The organism is Bradyrhizobium sp. USDA 376, from assembly GCF_054063675.1.
This window is the reverse complement of sequence record NZ_JBSSGN010000001.1, coordinates 6,474,736-6,493,029: the sequence shown is the minus strand read 5'-3', so window position 1 is coordinate 6,493,029 and position 18,294 is coordinate 6,474,736. Positions and strand designations below refer to the sequence as shown.

15 protein-coding genes are annotated in these 18,294 nt (G+C 65.2%); 7 read left to right on the top strand and 8 right to left on the bottom strand.

Annotated features, from left to right (window positions below; all coding sequences use genetic code 11):
• The first annotated feature begins 123 nt into the window (after nt 1-123).
• The 6 genes from ACVJ19_RS30185 (at nt 124) to ACVJ19_RS30160 (ending at nt 6,836) form a co-directional block, all read left to right on the top strand.
• On the top strand, nt 124-1,386 hold the full coding sequence (locus ACVJ19_RS30185) for a D-alanyl-D-alanine carboxypeptidase family protein (RefSeq protein WP_453952806.1): 1,263 nt from the start codon (nt 124-126) through the stop codon (nt 1,384-1,386).
• Between the two features lie 2 nt (nt 1,387-1,388).
• A complete protein-coding gene (tmk, locus tag ACVJ19_RS30180) occupies nt 1,389-2,075 on the top strand; it encodes a dTMP kinase (RefSeq protein WP_453952805.1) in 687 nt (228 codons plus the stop codon).
• A complete protein-coding gene (locus ACVJ19_RS30175) occupies nt 2,072-3,118 on the top strand; it encodes a DNA polymerase III subunit delta' (protein ID WP_453952804.1) in 1,047 nt (348 codons plus the stop codon). The genes tmk and ACVJ19_RS30175 overlap by 4 nt, the downstream gene beginning before the upstream one ends.
• Nucleotides 3,119-3,226: 108 nt before the next feature.
• On the top strand, nt 3,227-5,236 hold the full coding sequence (gene metG, locus ACVJ19_RS30170) for a methionine--tRNA ligase (RefSeq protein WP_453952803.1): 2,010 nt from the start codon (nt 3,227-3,229) through the stop codon (nt 5,234-5,236).
• Nucleotides 5,237-5,248: 12 nt separating this feature from the next.
• Nucleotides 5,249-6,025, top strand: a complete 777-nt coding sequence (locus ACVJ19_RS30165) for a TatD family hydrolase (protein WP_453952802.1) — start codon at nt 5,249-5,251, stop codon at nt 6,023-6,025.
• Nucleotides 6,026-6,038: 13 nt separating this feature from the next.
• Nucleotides 6,039-6,836: an MBL fold metallo-hydrolase gene (locus ACVJ19_RS30160; RefSeq protein WP_453952801.1), complete on the top strand. Its 798-nt coding sequence runs from the start codon at nt 6,039-6,041 to the stop codon at nt 6,834-6,836.
• Nucleotides 6,837-6,901: 65 nt separating this feature from the next.
• Here the strand turns inward: ACVJ19_RS30160 and ACVJ19_RS30155 are convergent, their stop codons facing one another.
• The 7 genes from ACVJ19_RS30155 to ACVJ19_RS30125 form a co-directional block, all read right to left on the bottom strand.
• Entirely contained in the window at nt 6,902-8,203 is a 1,302-nt protein-coding gene (locus tag ACVJ19_RS30155; protein ID WP_453952800.1) for an autotransporter outer membrane beta-barrel domain-containing protein, read from the bottom strand.
• A 313-nt stretch (nt 8,204-8,516) separates the two neighbouring features.
• Nucleotides 8,517-10,166: an acyl-CoA synthetase gene (locus ACVJ19_RS30150; protein WP_453952799.1), complete on the bottom strand. Its 1,650-nt coding sequence runs from the start codon at nt 10,164-10,166 to the stop codon at nt 8,517-8,519.
• A 21-nt stretch (nt 10,167-10,187) separates the two neighbouring features.
• The gene (locus ACVJ19_RS30145) at nt 10,188-12,077 is read right to left on the bottom strand and encodes a TRAP transporter large permease (protein ID WP_453952798.1); all 1,890 of its coding nucleotides are present in this window, start codon (nt 12,075-12,077) and stop codon (nt 10,188-10,190) included.
• A gap of 12 nt (nt 12,078-12,089) precedes the next feature.
• Entirely contained in the window at nt 12,090-13,109 is a 1,020-nt protein-coding gene (locus ACVJ19_RS30140; protein ID WP_453952797.1) for a TRAP transporter substrate-binding protein, read from the bottom strand.
• A 508-nt stretch (nt 13,110-13,617) separates the two neighbouring features.
• On the bottom strand, nt 13,618-14,157 hold the full coding sequence (locus ACVJ19_RS30135) for a 4-hydroxylaminobenzoate lyase (RefSeq protein ID WP_453952796.1): 540 nt from the start codon (nt 14,155-14,157) through the stop codon (nt 13,618-13,620).
• Entirely contained in the window at nt 14,060-14,881 is an 822-nt protein-coding gene (locus ACVJ19_RS30130; RefSeq protein WP_453952795.1) for a nitroreductase, read from the bottom strand. The genes ACVJ19_RS30135 and ACVJ19_RS30130 overlap by 98 nt, the downstream gene beginning before the upstream one ends.
• Nucleotides 14,878-16,086 (bottom strand): ABC transporter substrate-binding protein, encoded by a 1,209-nt coding sequence (locus ACVJ19_RS30125; protein WP_453952794.1) that lies wholly within the window; start codon nt 16,084-16,086, stop codon nt 14,878-14,880. Before ACVJ19_RS30125 ends, ACVJ19_RS30130 begins: the two co-directional genes overlap by 4 nt.
• 230 nt (nt 16,087-16,316) lie before the next feature.
• Here ACVJ19_RS30125 and ACVJ19_RS30120 point away from each other — a divergent pair, with 230 nt between their 5' ends.
• Nucleotides 16,317-17,294 (top strand): LysR family transcriptional regulator, encoded by a 978-nt coding sequence (locus ACVJ19_RS30120; protein WP_453952793.1) that lies wholly within the window; start codon nt 16,317-16,319, stop codon nt 17,292-17,294.
• Between the two features lie 15 nt (nt 17,295-17,309).
• Here ACVJ19_RS30120 and ACVJ19_RS30115 read toward each other — a convergent pair whose 3' ends face one another.
• Complete coding sequence (locus ACVJ19_RS30115; protein ID WP_453952792.1) at nt 17,310-18,263, bottom strand: helix-turn-helix domain-containing protein; 954 nt, start codon at nt 18,261-18,263, stop codon at nt 17,310-17,312.
• Nucleotides 18,264-18,294 lie beyond the last annotated feature (31 nt).

The window sequence follows — 18,294 nt, the reverse complement described above, 5'->3', positions numbered from 1 at the left end:
TCGCTAAATATAAGGTGTCACGATAGGGTCGTGACGAGAATCATGCAAACTCGGGCGCCGGCGCCAGCCTCGTGTTGTTCGCACCGGTTCCAGCTGTTAGAACGCCGCTCTCAGGGCTTGGCCATGGCATTTCGTCTTTTTCCGCTCCGTCACACCCGGCTCACCGCCGGAGGGCTGGCGCGCGGGCTGATCGCTGCCGTTCTGGTGGCGGGGATCGGCTGGAGCGGGGCGCTCTACGCGGCCAACCAGAGCGTCCAGGGCGCCAAGAAGGCGGAAGACGCCGGTTTCGACGGCGATGCGCCCACCGCGATCCTGATCGAGGCTTCCAGCGGCAGCGTGCTGTTCGAGAAGAATGCCGACGAGCTGCGCGCGCCGTCCAGCATGATGAAGCTGATGACGGCCGAGGTTGTTTTCAACGCCATCAAGAAAGGCGACATCAAGCTCACCGACGAGTACCGGATCAGCGAGAACGCCTGGCGCAGGGGCGGCGCGCCCTCCGGCGGCTCGACCATGTTCGCCGCCATCAACAGCAAGGTCTCGGTCGACGATCTCCTGCATGGCGCGATCATCCAGAGCGGCAACGACGCCTGCATTGCGCTCGCCGAAGCCATGGCGGGCAACGAGCGGATCTTCGCCGCCGACTTCATGACCAAGCGGGCCCGCGAGCTCGGGCTCACCAAATCGACCTTCGCCAATTCCAACGGTCTGCCCGACCCCGGCAACAAGATGACGGTGCGGGAGCTCGGGGTCCTCGCTCGGCACATCATCCTGGACTTTCCGGAGTTCTACAAACTGTTCGGCGAGAAGGAGTACACCTGGAACAAGATCCGTCAGCCCAACCGCAATCCGCTGCTCAATTCGATGGAAGGCGCTGACGGCCTCAAGACCGGCTACACCAAGGAGGGCGGCTACGGCATGGTCGGGTCTGCGGTGCAGAACGGCACCCGGCTGATCGTCGTCGTCAACGGGCTGGAAGACCCCGAGGATCGCGCCACCGAAGCCAAGAAGATGCTGGAATGGGGTTTCCGCAACTTCGAGACCCGCACCCTGATCGCGGCCGACCAGCCGGTCGGCTACGCAAAAGTCTTCGGCGGCGAGAGCCGCTCGGTGAAGCTCGTCGCCAAGACGCCCGTGAAGGTGATGGTGCACAAGAATGGCAGCGACAAGCTGATCGCGCGCGTCGTGTATAAAGGTCCCGTGCGGGCGCCGATCGAGGCCGGTCAGCAGGTCGGCGTGGTCAAGGTCTGGCGCAGCGGCAACATCGCGGTGGAGACTCCGGTCTATGCAGGTGAAGCGATCGGCACCGGCTCGACCATGCGGCGCGCGATCGACGGTGCCAGCGAGCTCGTGATCGGCATGTTCCGCGCGGGCGCCGAGAAGCTCTGATCATGAGTGAGAGCAAGGTACAGCGACCGTCCGGACGCGGACGCTTCGTCACCTTTGAAGGCGGCGAGGGGACGGGCAAGTCAACCCAGATCAAGAAGCTCGCCGACCGCCTCAAGGCGGCACGGATGCGCATCCTCGTCACGCGCGAGCCGGGGGGATCGCCGGGCGCCGAGATCATGCGCCATCTGGTGCTGTCGGGCATGGGCAAGCTGCTCGGGCCCGAAGCCGAGACGCTGCTGTTTGCCGCCGCGCGCGACGATCATGTCCGCACCGTGATCCAGCCCGCGCTGAACCAGGGGGCGTGGGTCCTCTGCGACCGTTTTGCCGATTCGACGCGAGCCTATCAGGGTAGCCTCGGCAGCGTCCCGATCGGGCTGATCAACGCGATGCAGCGGGTCACGATCGGCGATCTCAAGCCGGATCTCACCCTCATCCTCGATCTGCCGGTCGAGGTCGGCCTCCAGCGTGCTGCCGTACGCCGCGGCACCGGCACGCCCGACCGGTTCGAGAGCGAGCAGCTCAGCTTTCATCAGGGCCTGCGCGAAGCCTATCGCAAGATCGCTGAGGAAGAGCCCGCGCGCTGCGTGCTGATCGACGCCAACTCCGATCCCGACACCGTCGCAGGCCGCGTCTGGAGCGCGGTACGCGAGCGCCTCCTTCCCACAACCGCCTCGGTGATCTCAGCATGAGCCCGCGTCAGGCCCAGCGTGAGACCGCCATTCCGCATCCGCGCGAGACGGGCCTTCTGTTTGGCCATCGCGAGGCCGAGACGGCGCTGCTGACGGCATATCGCAGCGGGCGGATTCCGCACGCCTGGCTGATCGGGGGACCGCAAGGCATCGGCAAGGCGACGCTGGCCTATCGCATGGCGCGCTTCGTGCTCGCGCACGGCCAGCCGCTTGCATCTTCCGTGCAGCGGGCCGAAGACCTCGCCATCGATCCTGATGACGCCGTGGCGCGGCAGGTCGCGGCCGGCTCGCATGGCGGACTGCTGACGCTGGAGCGCACCGCCAACGACCGCGGCGTGATGCGCACCGTCATCACCGTGGATGAGACACGTGAGACGATCGGCTTCTTCGGCTCGACGGCGGCGGCTGAAGGCTGGCGGGTCTGCATTGTTGACACCGTCGACGAACTCAATCCGAATGCGGCCAACGCACTACTGAAGATCCTTGAGGAACCGCCGCAGCAATCGCTGTTCCTTCTGGTGAGCCACGCGCCCGCACGCGTGCTCGCCACGATCCAGTCGCGCTGCCGCAAGCTGCGCCTGCGGCCGCTCGGAACGGACGAGGTGATCGGTGCGGCGGCCGCAACGGCCGACCTTGCTCCGACCGATCTGGCGCTGCGCGAGGCCGCGGAGGCCTCCGAAGGCAGTGTCGCTCGCGCCCTGACGTTGCTTGGGGGTGACGCACTGAAACTCCAGCAGCGCACCGCGGCGCTGCTGGCGCGACTGCCGCAGGTCGACCCGCGCGAATTGCACACGCTCGGCGATTCGCTCGGCACCAGCGACCGCGTCGCGCTCGCGGCCTTCATCGACGGCATCGACCGCTGGATCGCGGAGCGCCTGCACGCGGACGAAGCCAATGCCAACCAGAACCTGCCGCGCCTTGCGCGCCTAGCTGAGGTATGGGAAAAGATCGTCCGCGCCGCGCGCGACACCGAAACCTACAATCTGGAGCGAAAGCCCTTGGTTTTCTCGGTGTTCGGCTGGCTGGCGGACGCAACGCGCTAGAGCATGATCCGGAAAAGTGTGGTGCGATTTTCCGAGAGGATCATGCTCAAACAATAACCTAACGCAGGTTCGTTTCCAAATTTCGAGAAGCCGGTAAAGGAATTCGTCGTGGCAACGCGAGCTAAGAAAACCGTCAAAGCCAAGAGCAGCAAGAAGAAGGCTGCCAAGAAGGCCGTGAAGAAAGCCGCGAAGAAGGCTGCAAAGGCGCGTGCGTCTAAGGTCGCCAAGAAGACCAAGAAGGCTGCCGCCAAGAAGGGCGTGAAGAAGAGCGCTGCGAAGACGTCGAAGAAGCGTGGCAAGAAGGCTGCGAAGAAGCAGGTCGTCGCCAAGAAAGCCTCGACGAGAACGACCGCGAAGAAGCCAGCCAAGACTCCGGCGGAGAACAAGACTCCGGCGAAGAAGGTCGCGAAAAAGGCGGCTGCGCCTGCCGTGATCGCCGCGCCGGCTCCTGTCGCCGCGCCCCCGAAGGCCGAAACGCCTAAGGTGTCGAAGCCCAAGGTTTCAAAGCCGAAGGTTCCGCCTGCGCCGAAGCCCGTCGCAGCTGCGCAAGCGGCCACGCCTGTTGCCGCGCCCGCGCGCGACAACGCGTTCTACATCACGACCGCGATTGCCTATCCCAACGGCAGTCCGCATATCGGCCACGCCTATGAGGCGATCGCGACCGACGTGCTGGCGCGCTTTGCGCGCCTCGACGGTAAGGACGTGTTCTTCCTAACCGGCACCGACGAGCACGGCCAGAAGATGGTTCAGACGGCGGCCGGCGAGAACATGTCCGTCTCTGCGCTCGCGACCCGCAATGCCGGCCGCTTCAAGGAGATGGACCAGCGTCTGAACGTGTCGTTCGACCGCTTCATCCGCACCACCGAAGAGCAGCATCATCGCTCCAGCCAGGAGATCTGGCGGCGCATGGAAGCGAACGGGGACATCTATGCCGACACCTATGCCGGCTGGTACTCCGTGCGGGACGAGGCGTATTACGCCGAGGATGAGACGCGGTTGAACGATGACGGCGTTCGGCTCGGACCGCAGGGCACGCCGGTCGAATGGGTCGAGGAGAGGAGCTATTTCTTCCGTCTGTCCGCCTATCAGGACAAGCTCCTGAAGCTGTACACGGACAACCCCGACTTCATCGGCCCGGACTCTCGCCGCAACGAGGTGGTGAGCTTCGTCAGGAGTGGCCTGCGCGATCTCTCGATCTCGCGCACCACCTTCGACTGGGGCGTCAAGGTGCCCGGCGACGAGGAGCACGTGATGTATGTCTGGGTCGACGCGCTCACCAACTATATCACCGGCATCGGCTTTCCGGACGAGAGCGACGGCAACTGGCGCTACTGGCCGGCTGACGTGCATATCATCGGCAAGGACATCATCCGCTTCCATGCCGTGTACTGGCCCGCGTTCCTGATCTCGGCCGGCATTCCCGTGCCGAAGCGCGTCTATGCCCACGGCTTCCTGTTCAACAGGGGCGAGAAGATGTCGAAGTCGGTCGGCAACGTCGTCGACCCCTTCAACCTCGCCGACCAGTATGGCGTCGACCAGATGCGCTATTTCTTCCTGCGCGAGGTGCCGTTCGGCCAGGACGGCAACTACAACCATGAGGCCATCGTCGCGCGCATCAATGCCGACCTCGCCAACGATCTCGGCAACCTCGCGCAGCGCTCGCTGTCGATGATCGCAAAACAGCTTGGCGGCGTGCTGCCGGAGCCCGGCGAGTTCAGCGACAACGACAAGGCGATCCTGACGATGGCCGACGGCATGATCGCCGCATCGCGCGAGGCAATGGCGACGCAGCAGATCCATCACTGGCTCAACGCGGTGTGGGCCGTGGTCGCGGAGGCCAACCGCTATTTCGCGGGCGAGGCGCCGTGGGCGCTCGCCAAGACCGATCCGGCCAGGCAGAAGACGGTCCTCTACGTCACCGCCGAGGTCGTGCGCCAGATCGCGATCCTGGCCCAGCCGGCGATGCCGACAGCCTCGGGCTTGCTGCTCGACAGCCTCGGTATTCCCGAGGACGAGCGCAACTTCGCCATGCTCGGCGGTGGGAAGCGGATCGCGCCAGGCTCGACGCTGCCGGCGCCGACGCCGGCGTTCCCGCGCTACATCGAGCCGGCGGCCTGAGGCGTTCAGACGATGCTGGTCGACAGTCATTGCCATCTGGATTTTCCGGACTTTGCGGAAGATCTCGACGGGATCGTGTCGCGTGCGCGCGCGGCCGGCATCACCCGTTTGGTCACGATCTCGACGCGGGTGCGGAGGCTGAACCAGCTTCTGGCGATCGCCGAGCGCTACGACGATGTCTACTGTTCGGTCGGCACTCATCCGCATAACGCGGATGAGGAGGACGGCATTTTGCCGGATGAGCTGATCGCGCTGACGCAGCATCCCAAGGTCGTCGCGCTCGGAGAGGCCGGGCTCGACTATTTCTACGACAATGGCTCGCCGGAAGCGCAGGCGAGGGGCTTTCGCGCCCATATCGCCGCCGCGCGCGCCACCGGCCTGCCGCTTGTGATCCACACCCGCGAGGCCGATGCGGATTGCGCCCGCATCCTGGAAGAGGAGGCGGCACGCGGATCGTTTCGCGCGGTGCTGCATTGTTACACCGGCGGCCGCGAGCTGGCGCTGAAGGCGGTGTCGCTCGGGCTCTATATCGGATTCACGGGCATCCTGACGTTCAAGAAGTCGGAGGCCCTGCGCGCGCTTGCGGCGGAGTTGCCGCCCGACCGTATTCTGGTTGAAACAGACTCGCCCTATCTTGCGCCGGGCAAGTTTCGAGGCAAGCGCAACGAGCCGGCCTATGTGGTCGAAGTGGCCAAAGTGCTTGCCGAGACGCGCGGCGTGTCGTTCGATGAGATCTCACGCCAGACAAGCGAAAACTTCTTCCGCCTGTTCTCCAAGGTGAAAGCTTGAGACTGGAAGCCGCATGACGCTGACGCTGACGATCCTGGGCTGCGGCTCCTCCGCCGGCGTGCCGCGCCCGGCCCTCGGTTGGGGCGCCTGCGACCCGAGCAATCCGAAGAACCGCCGCCGCCGCTGCTCGCTGCTGGTCGAACGGAAGTCCGAGCACGGCACCACGCGGATCGTGATCGACACCTCGCCGGATCTGCGCGAGCAATTGATCTCGACCAATGTCGACCACATCGACGCGGTGTTCCTGACTCACGAGCACGCCGATCAGACCCACGGCATGGACGATCTGCGTTCGGTCGTCATGCACATGCGCCGCCGCATCCCGACCTATTTCAACCTGTCGACCGCCAAGGACATCATGGCGCGGTTCTCCTATTGCTTCATTTCGCCTGAGGGCAGCGACTATCCGCCGATCCTGACGCGGCATTCGATCGAGGCGGGCGAGAGCCAGATCATTCTGGGGAAGGGCGGTGCCGTGACGATGACGGCGTTCCTGGTGCAGCACGGCGCCATTCCCGCGCTCGGCTATCGCATCGGGGATGCCGCCTACACGCCGGATCTCAACGACATCCCGCGCGAGAGCTGGGGCGCGCTGGAAGATCTCGACCTCTGGATCGTCGACGGGCTGCGCTACACCAGCCATGTCAGCCATTTCAGCATCAACGACGCGCTGTCCTGGATCGAACGCTTCAAGCCGAAGCGTGCGGTCATCACAAACATGACGGCCGATGTCGACTATGAGGTGATCAGGCAAACGCTGCCTGCTGGCGTGGTGCCGGCCTATGACGGCCTGCAGCTGGAGACGCATTAGAGCGTTTTCGAGCGAAGTGGGACCGGTGCGCGTCAAGAAAACGCGTCAAACCGAAAAGCGCGCGCCTACCAGCTGTAGCGCAGCGCGGCCTTGCCGGTGTAGGCGCGTATCAAGCTCGACACTTCGCTGTCGAAGCTCGCCGAGGCGGACCAGCCGTTCACGGCGCGCAGCTCGAGCGCAACGCCCGTGAGCGCTGCGTTCGGCGCCAGGGCCGCACCGCTCGCGGTCAAGGCCTGACCGGGCAAGGACAGGAACGCGGCCGGGATCGATTGCCCCGCGCTGAAATCATGCGCCCAGGCGAGCCGCCCACGCAGGCTTACCACGCTTCCCGGCAACGCAAGCTGCGTGCTCGTGCGCAGGCCGAGCTCGGTGCGGCTGTCGGTGAAGTTGTCGCTGCCGGCTCCGGTTGAAAATGCATTGGCCGCCTCCGGCGCCTGCGTCCCACCCGAGGAGGGTAGGCGGAATGTGGTGACCTGCGCCGCCGCATAGGGCGTGATGCTGAGCCACGGTGTGGCCAGACGATAGCCGCCCTCGACGCGGCCGGAATAAGCATTGGCGTTGATCGCCGCGGCGAGCTGTCCGGAGCCGGCCGGCGTCACCGGATGATCGTTGCTGATGGCTTGCCAGCCGTAAGCGAGACCGGTGGAAACATAGGCCGATCCGACGCTGTGCCGGACGAACGCGCCGGCCTGAAACAGGTCGGAGCGGCCATTCGAAAAATTGTTGGCGAAGCCGGTGCCGCCCCCGGCCAGCGCAAAGCCCATCCGGGTCTGCGGTGAGAGCGAATAATCAGCTCCGGCCACGGTCCCAAAACTGCGGCTGGCCGATCCGGTGCCGCCGGTCGATACCTGCGAGCCGCCGAAACCCGCAGCCCAGACGCTCCAGTGGGGGGCCGCGAGCGCCGGCCTGCCGTAGATCGCCGCATAGGCCTCGCGTCCGATGCCGCCATGCGTCTGGTCGTTTGCGATATCGGCGTAGGCTGCCAGCTCTGCGTCCAATTCGGCCGGGCCGATGCCGCGGCCATCGGCGGCGGGATCGAGCAGGGCGAGCGTGAACTGCCTCATCGCCAGGAAGGTGGCCTGTGCCGTCTCGCCGCGCGGGGCGCCATCGGAGCCGCCGCCCAGGGCATGTCGCATGCCGAACCGTGCCGCGCCGGCAAGTCCGGGCGGCTCGCTGTTCCAGCCGTAGTTCGGCGGCATGCCGCCGCCATTGCCGTTGCCGAACGGCGCTCCGCCAAAACCGGACGCCTGCGGCCCGCCGAACATGGAGCCATTCATGCCGCCGAAATTATTGAAACCGTTGCCGGGCGCGTTCGGACCAGGGGGACCGAAATTCTCGGCGCCCCCGAACGCGCCGAATTCGCGCATGACCTGCGCATCCGCCGCGCGCGGTAGCAGCAATCCAGTCGTCAATAGCAGCAGCGCCAGACGCGCACACACGTCTGCGCTCAAGACACAAACCGCATGAAGCGCCCCAACCGCGCCGGACGCCGGCCGCGCAGCCCGCGCGGCGAATCAGGTGAAAGCAGCGAATCCGACGGAGCTGAATCGTAAATGCGTCTCTAACGTTTTCCAATCTTTTCCTGGCGTGTCTCGATGTCGTCGAACTCGCGCGGACGGTTTCGAGACGATGCGCAGTCGCCGTCGAGATGCGGTCATTGTTTCAAAATGTGTCCAAGGCTCAGGCCGAGATCGCCTTGACCGAGCCCACTTCGTTGCGCAGCAGGAATTTCTGGATCTTGCCCGTGGACGTCTTCGGGATCGGCCCGAACACGACCGCCTTCGGCGTCTTGAAGCCGCTCATCTGCGAGCGGCAGAAGGCGATGATCTCGGCTTCGCTCGCGCTGGCGCCGTCCTTCAGCTCGACGAAGGCGCAGGGCACCTCGCCCCATTTCGGATCGGGTTTTGCGACCACTGCTGCGAACAATACGGCGGGGTGCTTGTAGAGGATGTCCTCGACCTCGACGGACGAGATGTTCTCGCCGCCGGAGATGATGATGTCCTTGGAGCGGTCCTTGATGATGACATAGCCGTGCTCGTCGAGCACGCCGAGATCGCCGGTGTGAAACCAGCCGCCCGCGAAGGCTTCCGTCGTCGCCTTCTCGTTCTTCAGATAGCCCTTCATCACGATGTTGCCGCGGAACATAACCTCGCCGATGGTCTCGCCGTCGCGCGGCACTTCCTGCATGGTCTGCGGATTGATGACGGTGACGCCTTCCTCGAGCGGGTAGGGCACGCCCTGCCGGCGCTTCATGCGTGCGCGCTCGGCGGCCGGGAGCTCGTCCCAGCCGGGCTGCTCGGCGCAGACGGAGGCGGGACCATAGACCTCGGTCAGGCCGTAGACATGGGTCAGCTTGATGCCGATGTTTTCGGCGCCTTCCAGCACCGCGACCGGCGGCGCTGCGCCCGCGATCAGGCCGACGACGCGGCGGGCTGCACTGCCTTTCGGTGCATCGGGCGCGTTGATCAGAGTATTGTAGACGATCGGCGCGCCGCACATGTGGGTGACGCCGTGCTGCCTGATCAGCTCGAAGATTTTCGTCGGCTCGACCTTGCGCAGGCAGACATTGATGCCGGCCGCGGCCGCGATGGTCCAGGGGAAGCACCAGCCGTTGCAGTGAAACATCGGCAGCGTCCAGAGATAGACCGGATGTTGGCCGAGATTGCCGGCGAGGATGTTGCTGACGGCGTTCAGATACGCGCCGCGGTGATGGGTGACGACGCCCTTGGGATTGCCCGTCGTGCCCGAGGTGTAGCTCAGCGCGATCGCGTCCCATTCGTCGCTCAGCGGGATCGCCGCGAATCCGGGATCGCCCTGCGCGACGGCGGCCTCGTATTCGATCTCGCCAATACGTTTGCCGCCCTTGAAGGCAACATCGTCGACGTCGATCACGAGCGGCTTTGGCCCGCTCATCTGCGCCAGCGCATCGGTGATGACGCCCGAAAACTCGGGATCGACAAGAATGATTTTTGCCCCGCCATGATCGAGCTGGAACGCGATCGAGGGCGCATCGAGACGGATGTTGAGTGCATTGAGCACGGCGCCGGTCATCGGCACCGCAAAGTGCGCCTCGTTCATCGCGGGGATGTTCGGCAGCATCGCCGCCACGGTGTCGCCGACGCCGATGCCCTTGCCGGCGAGATACGACGCAAAGCGCCTGCAGCGTTCATAGGTCTGCGCCCAGGTGAAGCTGCGGCCCTCATAGACGGTGCTGACGTGATCGGGATAGACGGCGGCGCTGCGCGCGAGGAAGCTCAGCGGGCTCAGCGGCACGTAGTTGGCTGGCGTCTTGTCGAGGCCGATATTGTACGGGTTCTGTCGCTCACTCATCGACACCCTCCTTAAATCGCGTCAAAGAAATCCGATCGAGATCCAGGGGAAGATCGCAACGATGATCAACCCCACGAGCAGCGCGAGCAGATAGCCCCAGATCGGCCTGATGCCCTCGGCCGGATCGACGCGTCCGATGGCGCAGGCGGCATAATAGCCGACGCCGAAGGGCGGAGCGAATAGCCCGATACCCATGGCGAGAATGATCACCATCGCATAGTGCACCTCGTGCACGCCGACGGCGCGGGCGATCGGGAACAGCAGCGGCCCGAACAGCACGATCGCCGGGATGCCCTCCAGCACGCTGCCGAGGATCGTGAAGGCCAGGATGGACACGGCGATGAAGGTTGCAGGCCCACCCGGTAATCCGGTCATGGCCGCCGCCAGCGAGCGCGAGAAGCCGGATTGCGTCAGGCCCCAGGCCATGCCGGTGGCCGTGCCGATGATCAGGAGGATCGCGCCGGAAAGCGCCGCGGTCTCGACCAGCATCGGAAACAGCCGCCGCCAGTCGAAGCGGCGGTAGACGAGGAGGCCGACCAGGGCGCCATAGACGATGCCGATGGTGGAGACCTCGGTGGCGGTCGCAATGCCCTCGACCACGGCGTAGCGGATCACGAAGGGCAGTGCGAGCGCGGGCAGGGCGATGACGAAGGTCTTGCCGATCTCGCTCCCCGTCGCGCGGCGGACGTGGCTCATGTCCTCGTGGCGGTAGCGCCACCACACCAGCATGCAAAGCGTGATGGCAAGCACGACGCCGGGCAGCAGGCCGCCGGTGAACAGCGCCGCGATCGAGACGCCGGTGACCGAGCCGATGGTGATCAGCACGAGGCTCGGCGGAATGGTCTCGGTCTGGGCGCCGGTCGCCGCAAGCAGCGCAACGAGATCGCCGGGCTTGGCGCCGCGCTGTTTCATCTCCGGGAACAGAACGGGTGCGACCGCGGCCATGTCGGCGGCCTTGGCGCCTGATATGCCTGAGACCAGGTACATGGCGCCGACGAGGACGTAATGCAGGCCGCCGCGGACATGGCCGAGCAGGCTCGCCAGGAAGGCCACCATGGCCCGCGCCATGCCGGTCATCTCGATCAGCAACCCTAAGAACACGAACAGCGGCACCGAGAGCAGGATCAGGTGGCTCATGCCCTCGTCCATCCGCCCGACCAGCACCATCACGGGCGTGCGTGTGGTCAGCGCCAGATAGCCGAAGATCGCGAGACCAAAGCCGAACGCAATGGGAACGCCGGCAAAGACGCAGAAACCGGCGACGCCGACGAAGAAGATGACAAGGTTGAGATTGCCGAGCGGCCGCAAGTATGGCTGCGCCAGCCAGAACAGGCCGACGACGACGGCAACCGAGATCACGGCCGCAAGCACCATCCGGTAGTCGGCGGCGCGGAGCAGCCGCAGCAGCGCAAACGCCGCCATCAGGCAGATGCCGGCCGGCAGCGCCGCGGCGCGCCACATGTTCGAGATCTGCAGCGCCGGCGTGGTGATGAAGCTTTCCTCGTAGGCGTATTCGGCGGATGGCCACACGATCAGCGCCAGGAACGCCAGCGCCGCAGAGGTCGCGACCACGTCGAGATAGGCTCGCATCGCGGGTCCGGCGCTCGCGACGACGGCGGTCATGCGCATGTGCTCGGAGCGGCGGAATGCGACCGCCGCGCCCAGCATGGCCAGCCACAGGAACAGGATCGAGGCGAGCTCATCTGACCAGATCAGCGGCCGGTGCACGCCGTAGCGTGCGACCACACCGGCAAACAGGATCACGATCTCGGCGACCACCAGAATGGCCGCCGGGATCTCGACGGCAAGGCCGAGGATGCGCTCCAGCGAGGCCAGCAATGAGGATCGGCGAGGGGACTGCACAGCCGCCTCGCCCGCCACTTCCATCACCTGAACCTCGACACGAGCCATGGCGGCCCCGCGTTACGACAGCTTGCCGACGGCCTTTTCCAGGAGGTCCCAGGCCTGGTCGCCATATTTACCCTTCCACTCGGCATAGAACCCGGCGGAGCGCAGCTTGTCGCGGAACGGCGCGACAGTGGGCTGGTTGAAGGTCAGGCCCTTGGCTGCGAGCTCCTGCTGCAGGTTGGCATTGAGCTTGGCGGTATCCTCGCGCTCCTTGACGGCGGCGGCATTGATGTTCTTGGCAACGATGGTGCGCACGTCCTCCGGCAACGCGTTCCAGGCTTTACGGTTGGCCAGGAACCAGAAGCCGTCCCACATGTGGTTGGTCAGCGAGCAGTACTTCTGCACCTCGTAGAGTTTTGCGGTCGAGATGATCGCCAGCGGGTTCTCCTGGCCCTCGACGATCTTGGTCTGGAGCGCGGAATAGACCTCGGCGAAATTGATCGAGGCGGGCGCGGCGTCGAACGCCTTGAACATCGAGGTCCACAGCGGCGACACCGGGACGCGGATCTTGAAGCCCTTGAGATCGTCCGGGCCGGCAATCGGCTTGGACGAGGACGTGGTCTGGCGGAAGCCGTTGTCCCAGATCTTGTCCATGACCTCGAGGCCGGCCTTCTTGATCTCGCCACGGACATGGGCACCGAGGTCGCCGTCCATGGCCTTCCAGACCGTGTCGTAGTCCGGGAACGCGAAGCCGATGCCGTTGATGGACGCCGCCGGCACCAGGGTCGACAGGATCAGGCCGGACAGCGTGAAGAACTCGACGCCGCCGGAGCGGATCTGGCTCAGCATGTCGGTGTCGGAGCCGAGCTGGTTGTTCGGGAAGATCTGGAGGTCGAACTTGCCGTTGGTCTCGGCCTTGATCGCCGCCGCCATCTCCTTGGCGCGCACGTTCAGCGGATGGGTGTCCGGCAGGTTGTTGGCATATTTGTAGGTGAACTCGGTGCTCTGGGCGCGGGCCACGTGGGGCGCGCCAATGCCGCCCAGGACCGCGGTCGCGGCGGAGGCCTTGAGAAGCGTGCGTCGGGAAAAGCTCATGGGTCTGCTTCCTCGGAAGGATTGTTTTTGTTGTGAGATGCAAACCTATACGGACGTCGCGTCAGAAGGTCATCTGCGATCTCGCGAAGCTCGCTTATTGCAGCCGGACAACGTCACGGCAATATCGGCTTTCGCCACATGGGGCCGGAAATAAAATGGCGAAAACAACCCCATGCACAGTAGCCGTCAAGAGCTGGGACGATGGTCGAGCGCTAGGCCGGAAACGGCGCTGGAGCGAAGGTATGGTGACAGGAATTTCGCCTAAATATCTGATCCAATTGTATATAAAGATATTCCATAATATACCTTATGCGAATTACGGATATGGCTGTCCGGGCTGGGCCCGCTTGGCGTCTGGCCGCCTAAATCCCTCCTCACCGTTGATTGCCAGACCGCGCGGCAGCCGCGGCCGTGGCGACTCATTGTCACCCGAGCGGGCTTTGGCTGCGCCATTTTCCAATTGAGTGACGCTCGTGAACGGCGTCACCCGAGAGCGTATAGTCGGCAATCAGGACGGCGCCGCGAAGTCGTAGGAGATACGTCCGGCGGGTAGATAGAACAGCGCGATGACGGCGCCGCCGCGGACCTCGGGATAGTGACGGCTGCCGGGATCGGGCGCGGTCCAGCCGGGCCCCTGCCAGCCCTGCAGCCCCTTCAGCTCGGCGCCCTTGTCCAGCGGCACGACCAGGTTCAGCTCCCCGTAAGGGTGACCATGATATTGCCCGCGCAGCACGTCGTGGTCGTCCTCATCCTTGAAGCGGCGCGGATCGGCGCTGTTCATGTAGACGGCCGTGATGCTGAACTGGAACGTCTCGGGCACCGGCTCCAGGATGCGGCTGCGCCGATAGTTGGGTCCTTCGACCTCCTGGTTCGCCGCCCAGCCTTCCTCGACCCCGAGTTTAATCAGGCGCGCCAGGTCCCGGTAGAGCTGGCTGCCCTCGCCGTATCTTTCATTGAGCCACCGCTCCATCTCCGCGCCGGGCGTCATGTCCTTGACCTCGCGTAGAAACGGAATGCTGCACTGAATCAGCTCGTCTCGGCTTCCCATGGCCGTGTCCCAATTGGGTTGCACTCTGGTCCTCGAAGCCCGCGAACGAGGCGAACTCCGCGATATCCGCGCGCGGCATCAGCCTGCCCGCGGTTTGGCTCTTGGCGTGGCCGATCGAGATGCCGCAGACCACCATCCGTTCCGCCGGGATCGACAGCAGCGGACGCAGGATCCGGTGGTATCTGGAGAACGTCTCCTGCGGACAGGACTGAAGCCCGTGGCCTGCCGCGGCCAGCAACACGTTCTGGACGAACATGCCGAGGTCGAGCCAGCTGCCCACCTGCAGGCGCCGGTCGATCGTGACGATCAGCCCGATAGGCGCGCCGAAGAACGCATAGTTCTTGGCGGTTTGGCCGCTCCTGGCTTCGAGATCGGTCTGGGCGATGCCGAGCGAGCCGTAGAACAGCCGGCCGAACTCCTGGCGTCGCCGCAGGTAGGGTTCGGGCAGGTCGCTGGCGTAGTAGCTGTATTCCGACACGTGCTCGTCGCGGGCGGTTTCGTGCGCCTCGCGCAATGCCGCCGACACCTTATCCTTAGTGGCGCCCGCCAGCACGTAGACGTGCCAGGGCTGGATGTTGGCGCCGCTTGGCGCAAACCGCGCCACGCGCAGGATCTGTTCGATGGTCCCTCGCCCGACCGGCGCGTTTGAGAAATCGCGGCACGCAAAGCGGCCTGCGATGATCTCGTCGATCGGGCTTCGCGCAGCCGCGCCCGCGCCGGTCATGGCTTCTTCAAGAGCGGACATCCGCCTTGCTCCATGGGTCGGAAGGCTTCCTCTCCCGGGATCGTTGCCAGCAGCTCGTAATAGTCGAACTTGTATTTGGACTGCTCGGGCGACTTGACGCGAAACAGATACATGTCGCGGACCAGGCGGCCGTCCTCGCGGATCCGGCCATTCTTCGTCATGAAATCGTTCACGGGCATGTCGCGCATCCCGGCGGCGACGGTCGGCCCATCCAGCGTGCCTGCCGCCTGGACTGCTTTGAGGTAGTGCGTCACCGCACCATAGGTGCCGGCGTGGATCATGGTCGGGACCTTCTGGGTCTTCGCGATGAAGCGCTTCGACCAGGCACGCGTGTCGTCATTCACGTCCCAGTAGAAGGCCGAGCTCAGCATCAGGCCCTGGGCGCTCTGCAGTCCGAGGCTGTGAATGTCTGCGATGAAGACGAGCAGCCCGACCAACTTCTGCCGCTGCGTCATGCCGAATTCGCCGGCCTGCTTGACGGCGTTGATGAAGTCGCCGCCGGAGTCAGCGAGCGCGATCACCTCCGCCTTCGACGACTGCGCCTGCAGCAGGAAGGATGAGAAATCCGGCGTGTTGATCGGATGCTTCACTGCGCCGAGGACCTTGCCGCCCATGGCGTCGATGACCTTGCGGCTGTCGGCCTCCAGCTGGGCGCCGAGGGAATAATCGACCGAGATGAAGTACCAGGAGTTTGCGCCGAGACGCGACATCGCTCGCGTCGTTCCCTGCGACAGCGCATAGGTATCGTAGGTCCAGTGAATCCCGGTCGGCGAGCATTCGTCACCGGTCAGGCGCGAAGTGGCGGCGCCCGTGGCGAGGAATAGCTTTTTCTTGTCGCGTGTGATGCCCTGCACCGCCAGCGCGACCGCAGAATTCGGCACGTCGAGAACGACTTCGACGTTTTCATTTTCGAGCCAGCGCCGCACGATGGTCGATCCCACGTCGGCCTTGTTCTGATGGTCGCCAGCGACGATCTGGATGCTGCGCCCGAGCACCTGGCCGCCGAAATCGTCGACGGCCATTTGCGCCGCGACCACCGAGCCCTGCCCGCCATTGTCGGCATAGAGCGAGGACATGTCGGTGAGGACGCCGAGCTTCACCGGACCATCCTGCGCAATGGCCGGCGCCGTGAACAGCGCCAGTGCAACTCCGAGAGCTCCGATCGACATCCCGCAGGATTTCATTTGCCCGTCTCCTCCAAATCCGGCGCCGGGATCATGACGGGATCGCGCGATTGCGGAAGTGAAACTCTTGCAGAGTGATCCTGAACCGCCTTCAGTTTGGTGTGGCGAGCGGCCAAGCGTCGCGCGCCGGGCGCCCTGCTCGGTTGCGTCGGCTGCGTGGTTGGCCTTAACTGCAAGCGATCGCAGGTACGCAACGGGCGCGCGATCCGCCTTGAGACGGTGTGCTGCGCGTGGCTGTTTCCTTCAAGACTCTGGACCTGAACCTGCTCAAGGTCTTCGACGCCGTGATGGAGGAGCGCAGCGTGCTGCGGGCAAGCCAGAGGGTTGCCCTCAGTCAATCGGCCGTGAGCCATTCGCTCGCCCGGCTGCGCGAGATGCTCGAAGACGATTTGTTCGTGCGCACGTCGACCGGCATGCAGCCGACAGCGCGCGCGCTGGCGATGGCGCCGCAGGTTCGCGAGGCCCTGCGATCTCTCGAGGCTGCGGTCGAACTGCCGAGCTTCGTTCCGGCGGCCTCCACCAGGCAGTTCACCCTCGCCGCCAACGACTTCACCACGATGGTGCTGGCGTCACCGCTCCTGAAGATACTCGGTCGAGAAGCGCCGGCGATCGACCTGATCATCAAACCGGTGACGCGGATCGACCTCGCCGAGCAGATTGATCTCGGCCGTATCGACGTTGCGATCGGCGTCTTCTCGGATCCGCCCAGCCGTTTCCGCACCTCGCTGTTGTTCGAATATGACGACGTGCTGATCGTCGGCGGCAAGCGCAAGCTCGGCCGGATCGACAACGCGGCTCTGGCGCGCATGCCGCTGGTCGTCGTCTCCTTCGGCGGCGAACAGGAGGGCGCGATCGGAGGCTTCATCTCCGAGCGCGGCCTCGCCAGGCGATCGGAAATGTATGACCGCGCGGCGCTCGAACGGGCCCTATCCGAAAGCGACCGGCCGCCGCGCATAGCCGTTTCGCTGCCGCATTTTCTTGCCCTGCCCGCCCTGCTCGCGGACTCCGAATTGGCGGCCATCGTTCCGCGTCCATTGGCGCGGGCATTCGAACGCGCCCATGCCGTCACTGCGTATGAGCTGCCTTACGCCACAACTCCGGTCGAGGTCCGGCTGTTGTGGCACGAACGTATCGAGGGCGAGCCGGCGCATGACTGGCTTCACGACATCCTCAGGCGCGCGACCGAGGACCTCCGGCGCGGACGCTAGCGTCCCGGCTCGCTCTCACGGCCAGTCGGCAAAATTCAGCGTCGGCCTCGATCGTCCGGCTCGCACGCGTGCGGCAACGCGCCGGCGCCAGACGCCCGGGGCCTCGCCGGTGTGCTTGCGGAAGAAGCGGCTGAAATATGCGGTGTCCTTGAAGCCCAGCGCAAAGGCGATCTGCTTGACGGCAACGGTGCCGGCCTCGAGCCGGGTCGCGGCTTCCCTGACGAGGCGCTGCTGGATCAGTTCGCTCGGCGAACGCTTCAGCTCGCGGCTGCACAGCGCGTGCAGACGGTCCGGCGTCATGCCGAGAAGCTTGGCGTAATCGCTCACGCGCAGATGCTGCTGATAGCGCTCCTCGAGCAGCCGGCGGAAGCGGCTCAATATCTCGGTACTGCTCCCCTCCTCGTCCCGGTCGTCGTGATCGCCGGCGAACAGGCGCCAGAAGCGCAGCACGCACAGCGTCAGCTCGGCCGACAGGATCGATGCCGCACCGCTGCGGGCAGGCGACGCGATCTCGGCGGCGATCGCCGCAATCGAGCGTGACATCGTGGTCACGAGGCCGGGTTCGACTGGCCGCGCCATGATGCCGCCGGCGGCTTCGAGCGCGAGATAGGCAGGTTCGGCCGACGGCGGCAGATAGCGATGCCACACGCCGGCGCGCAGTTGCAGCAACTCGGCGGTCGCCCCGGCCGGCACCTCGAGCCATTCGGCTGATTCCGCCGGCAGCCAGACGATGGCAGGCCCGGTAAACGTCGTCGTCTTGCCGGCCTGGCCGACTTCGGCGGCGGCTGCGCCGTGCAGGCAGAGCAGATGGATGAACGGCCGGGCCGCTTTCGATGTCAGCATCCAGCGCCGCGCAACGTAGTGCGAGGTGATCAGCTCGGCGCCGACGGGCGCAGCGCCGCTCGCGGCCGCTGGACCGGCGCCCGCGACGCCTCGACGCAGCTGGCCGTCGCCGCCAGAAAAGTGCAATCTTTCGCCGGATCTGTCCATTGTGCGAACA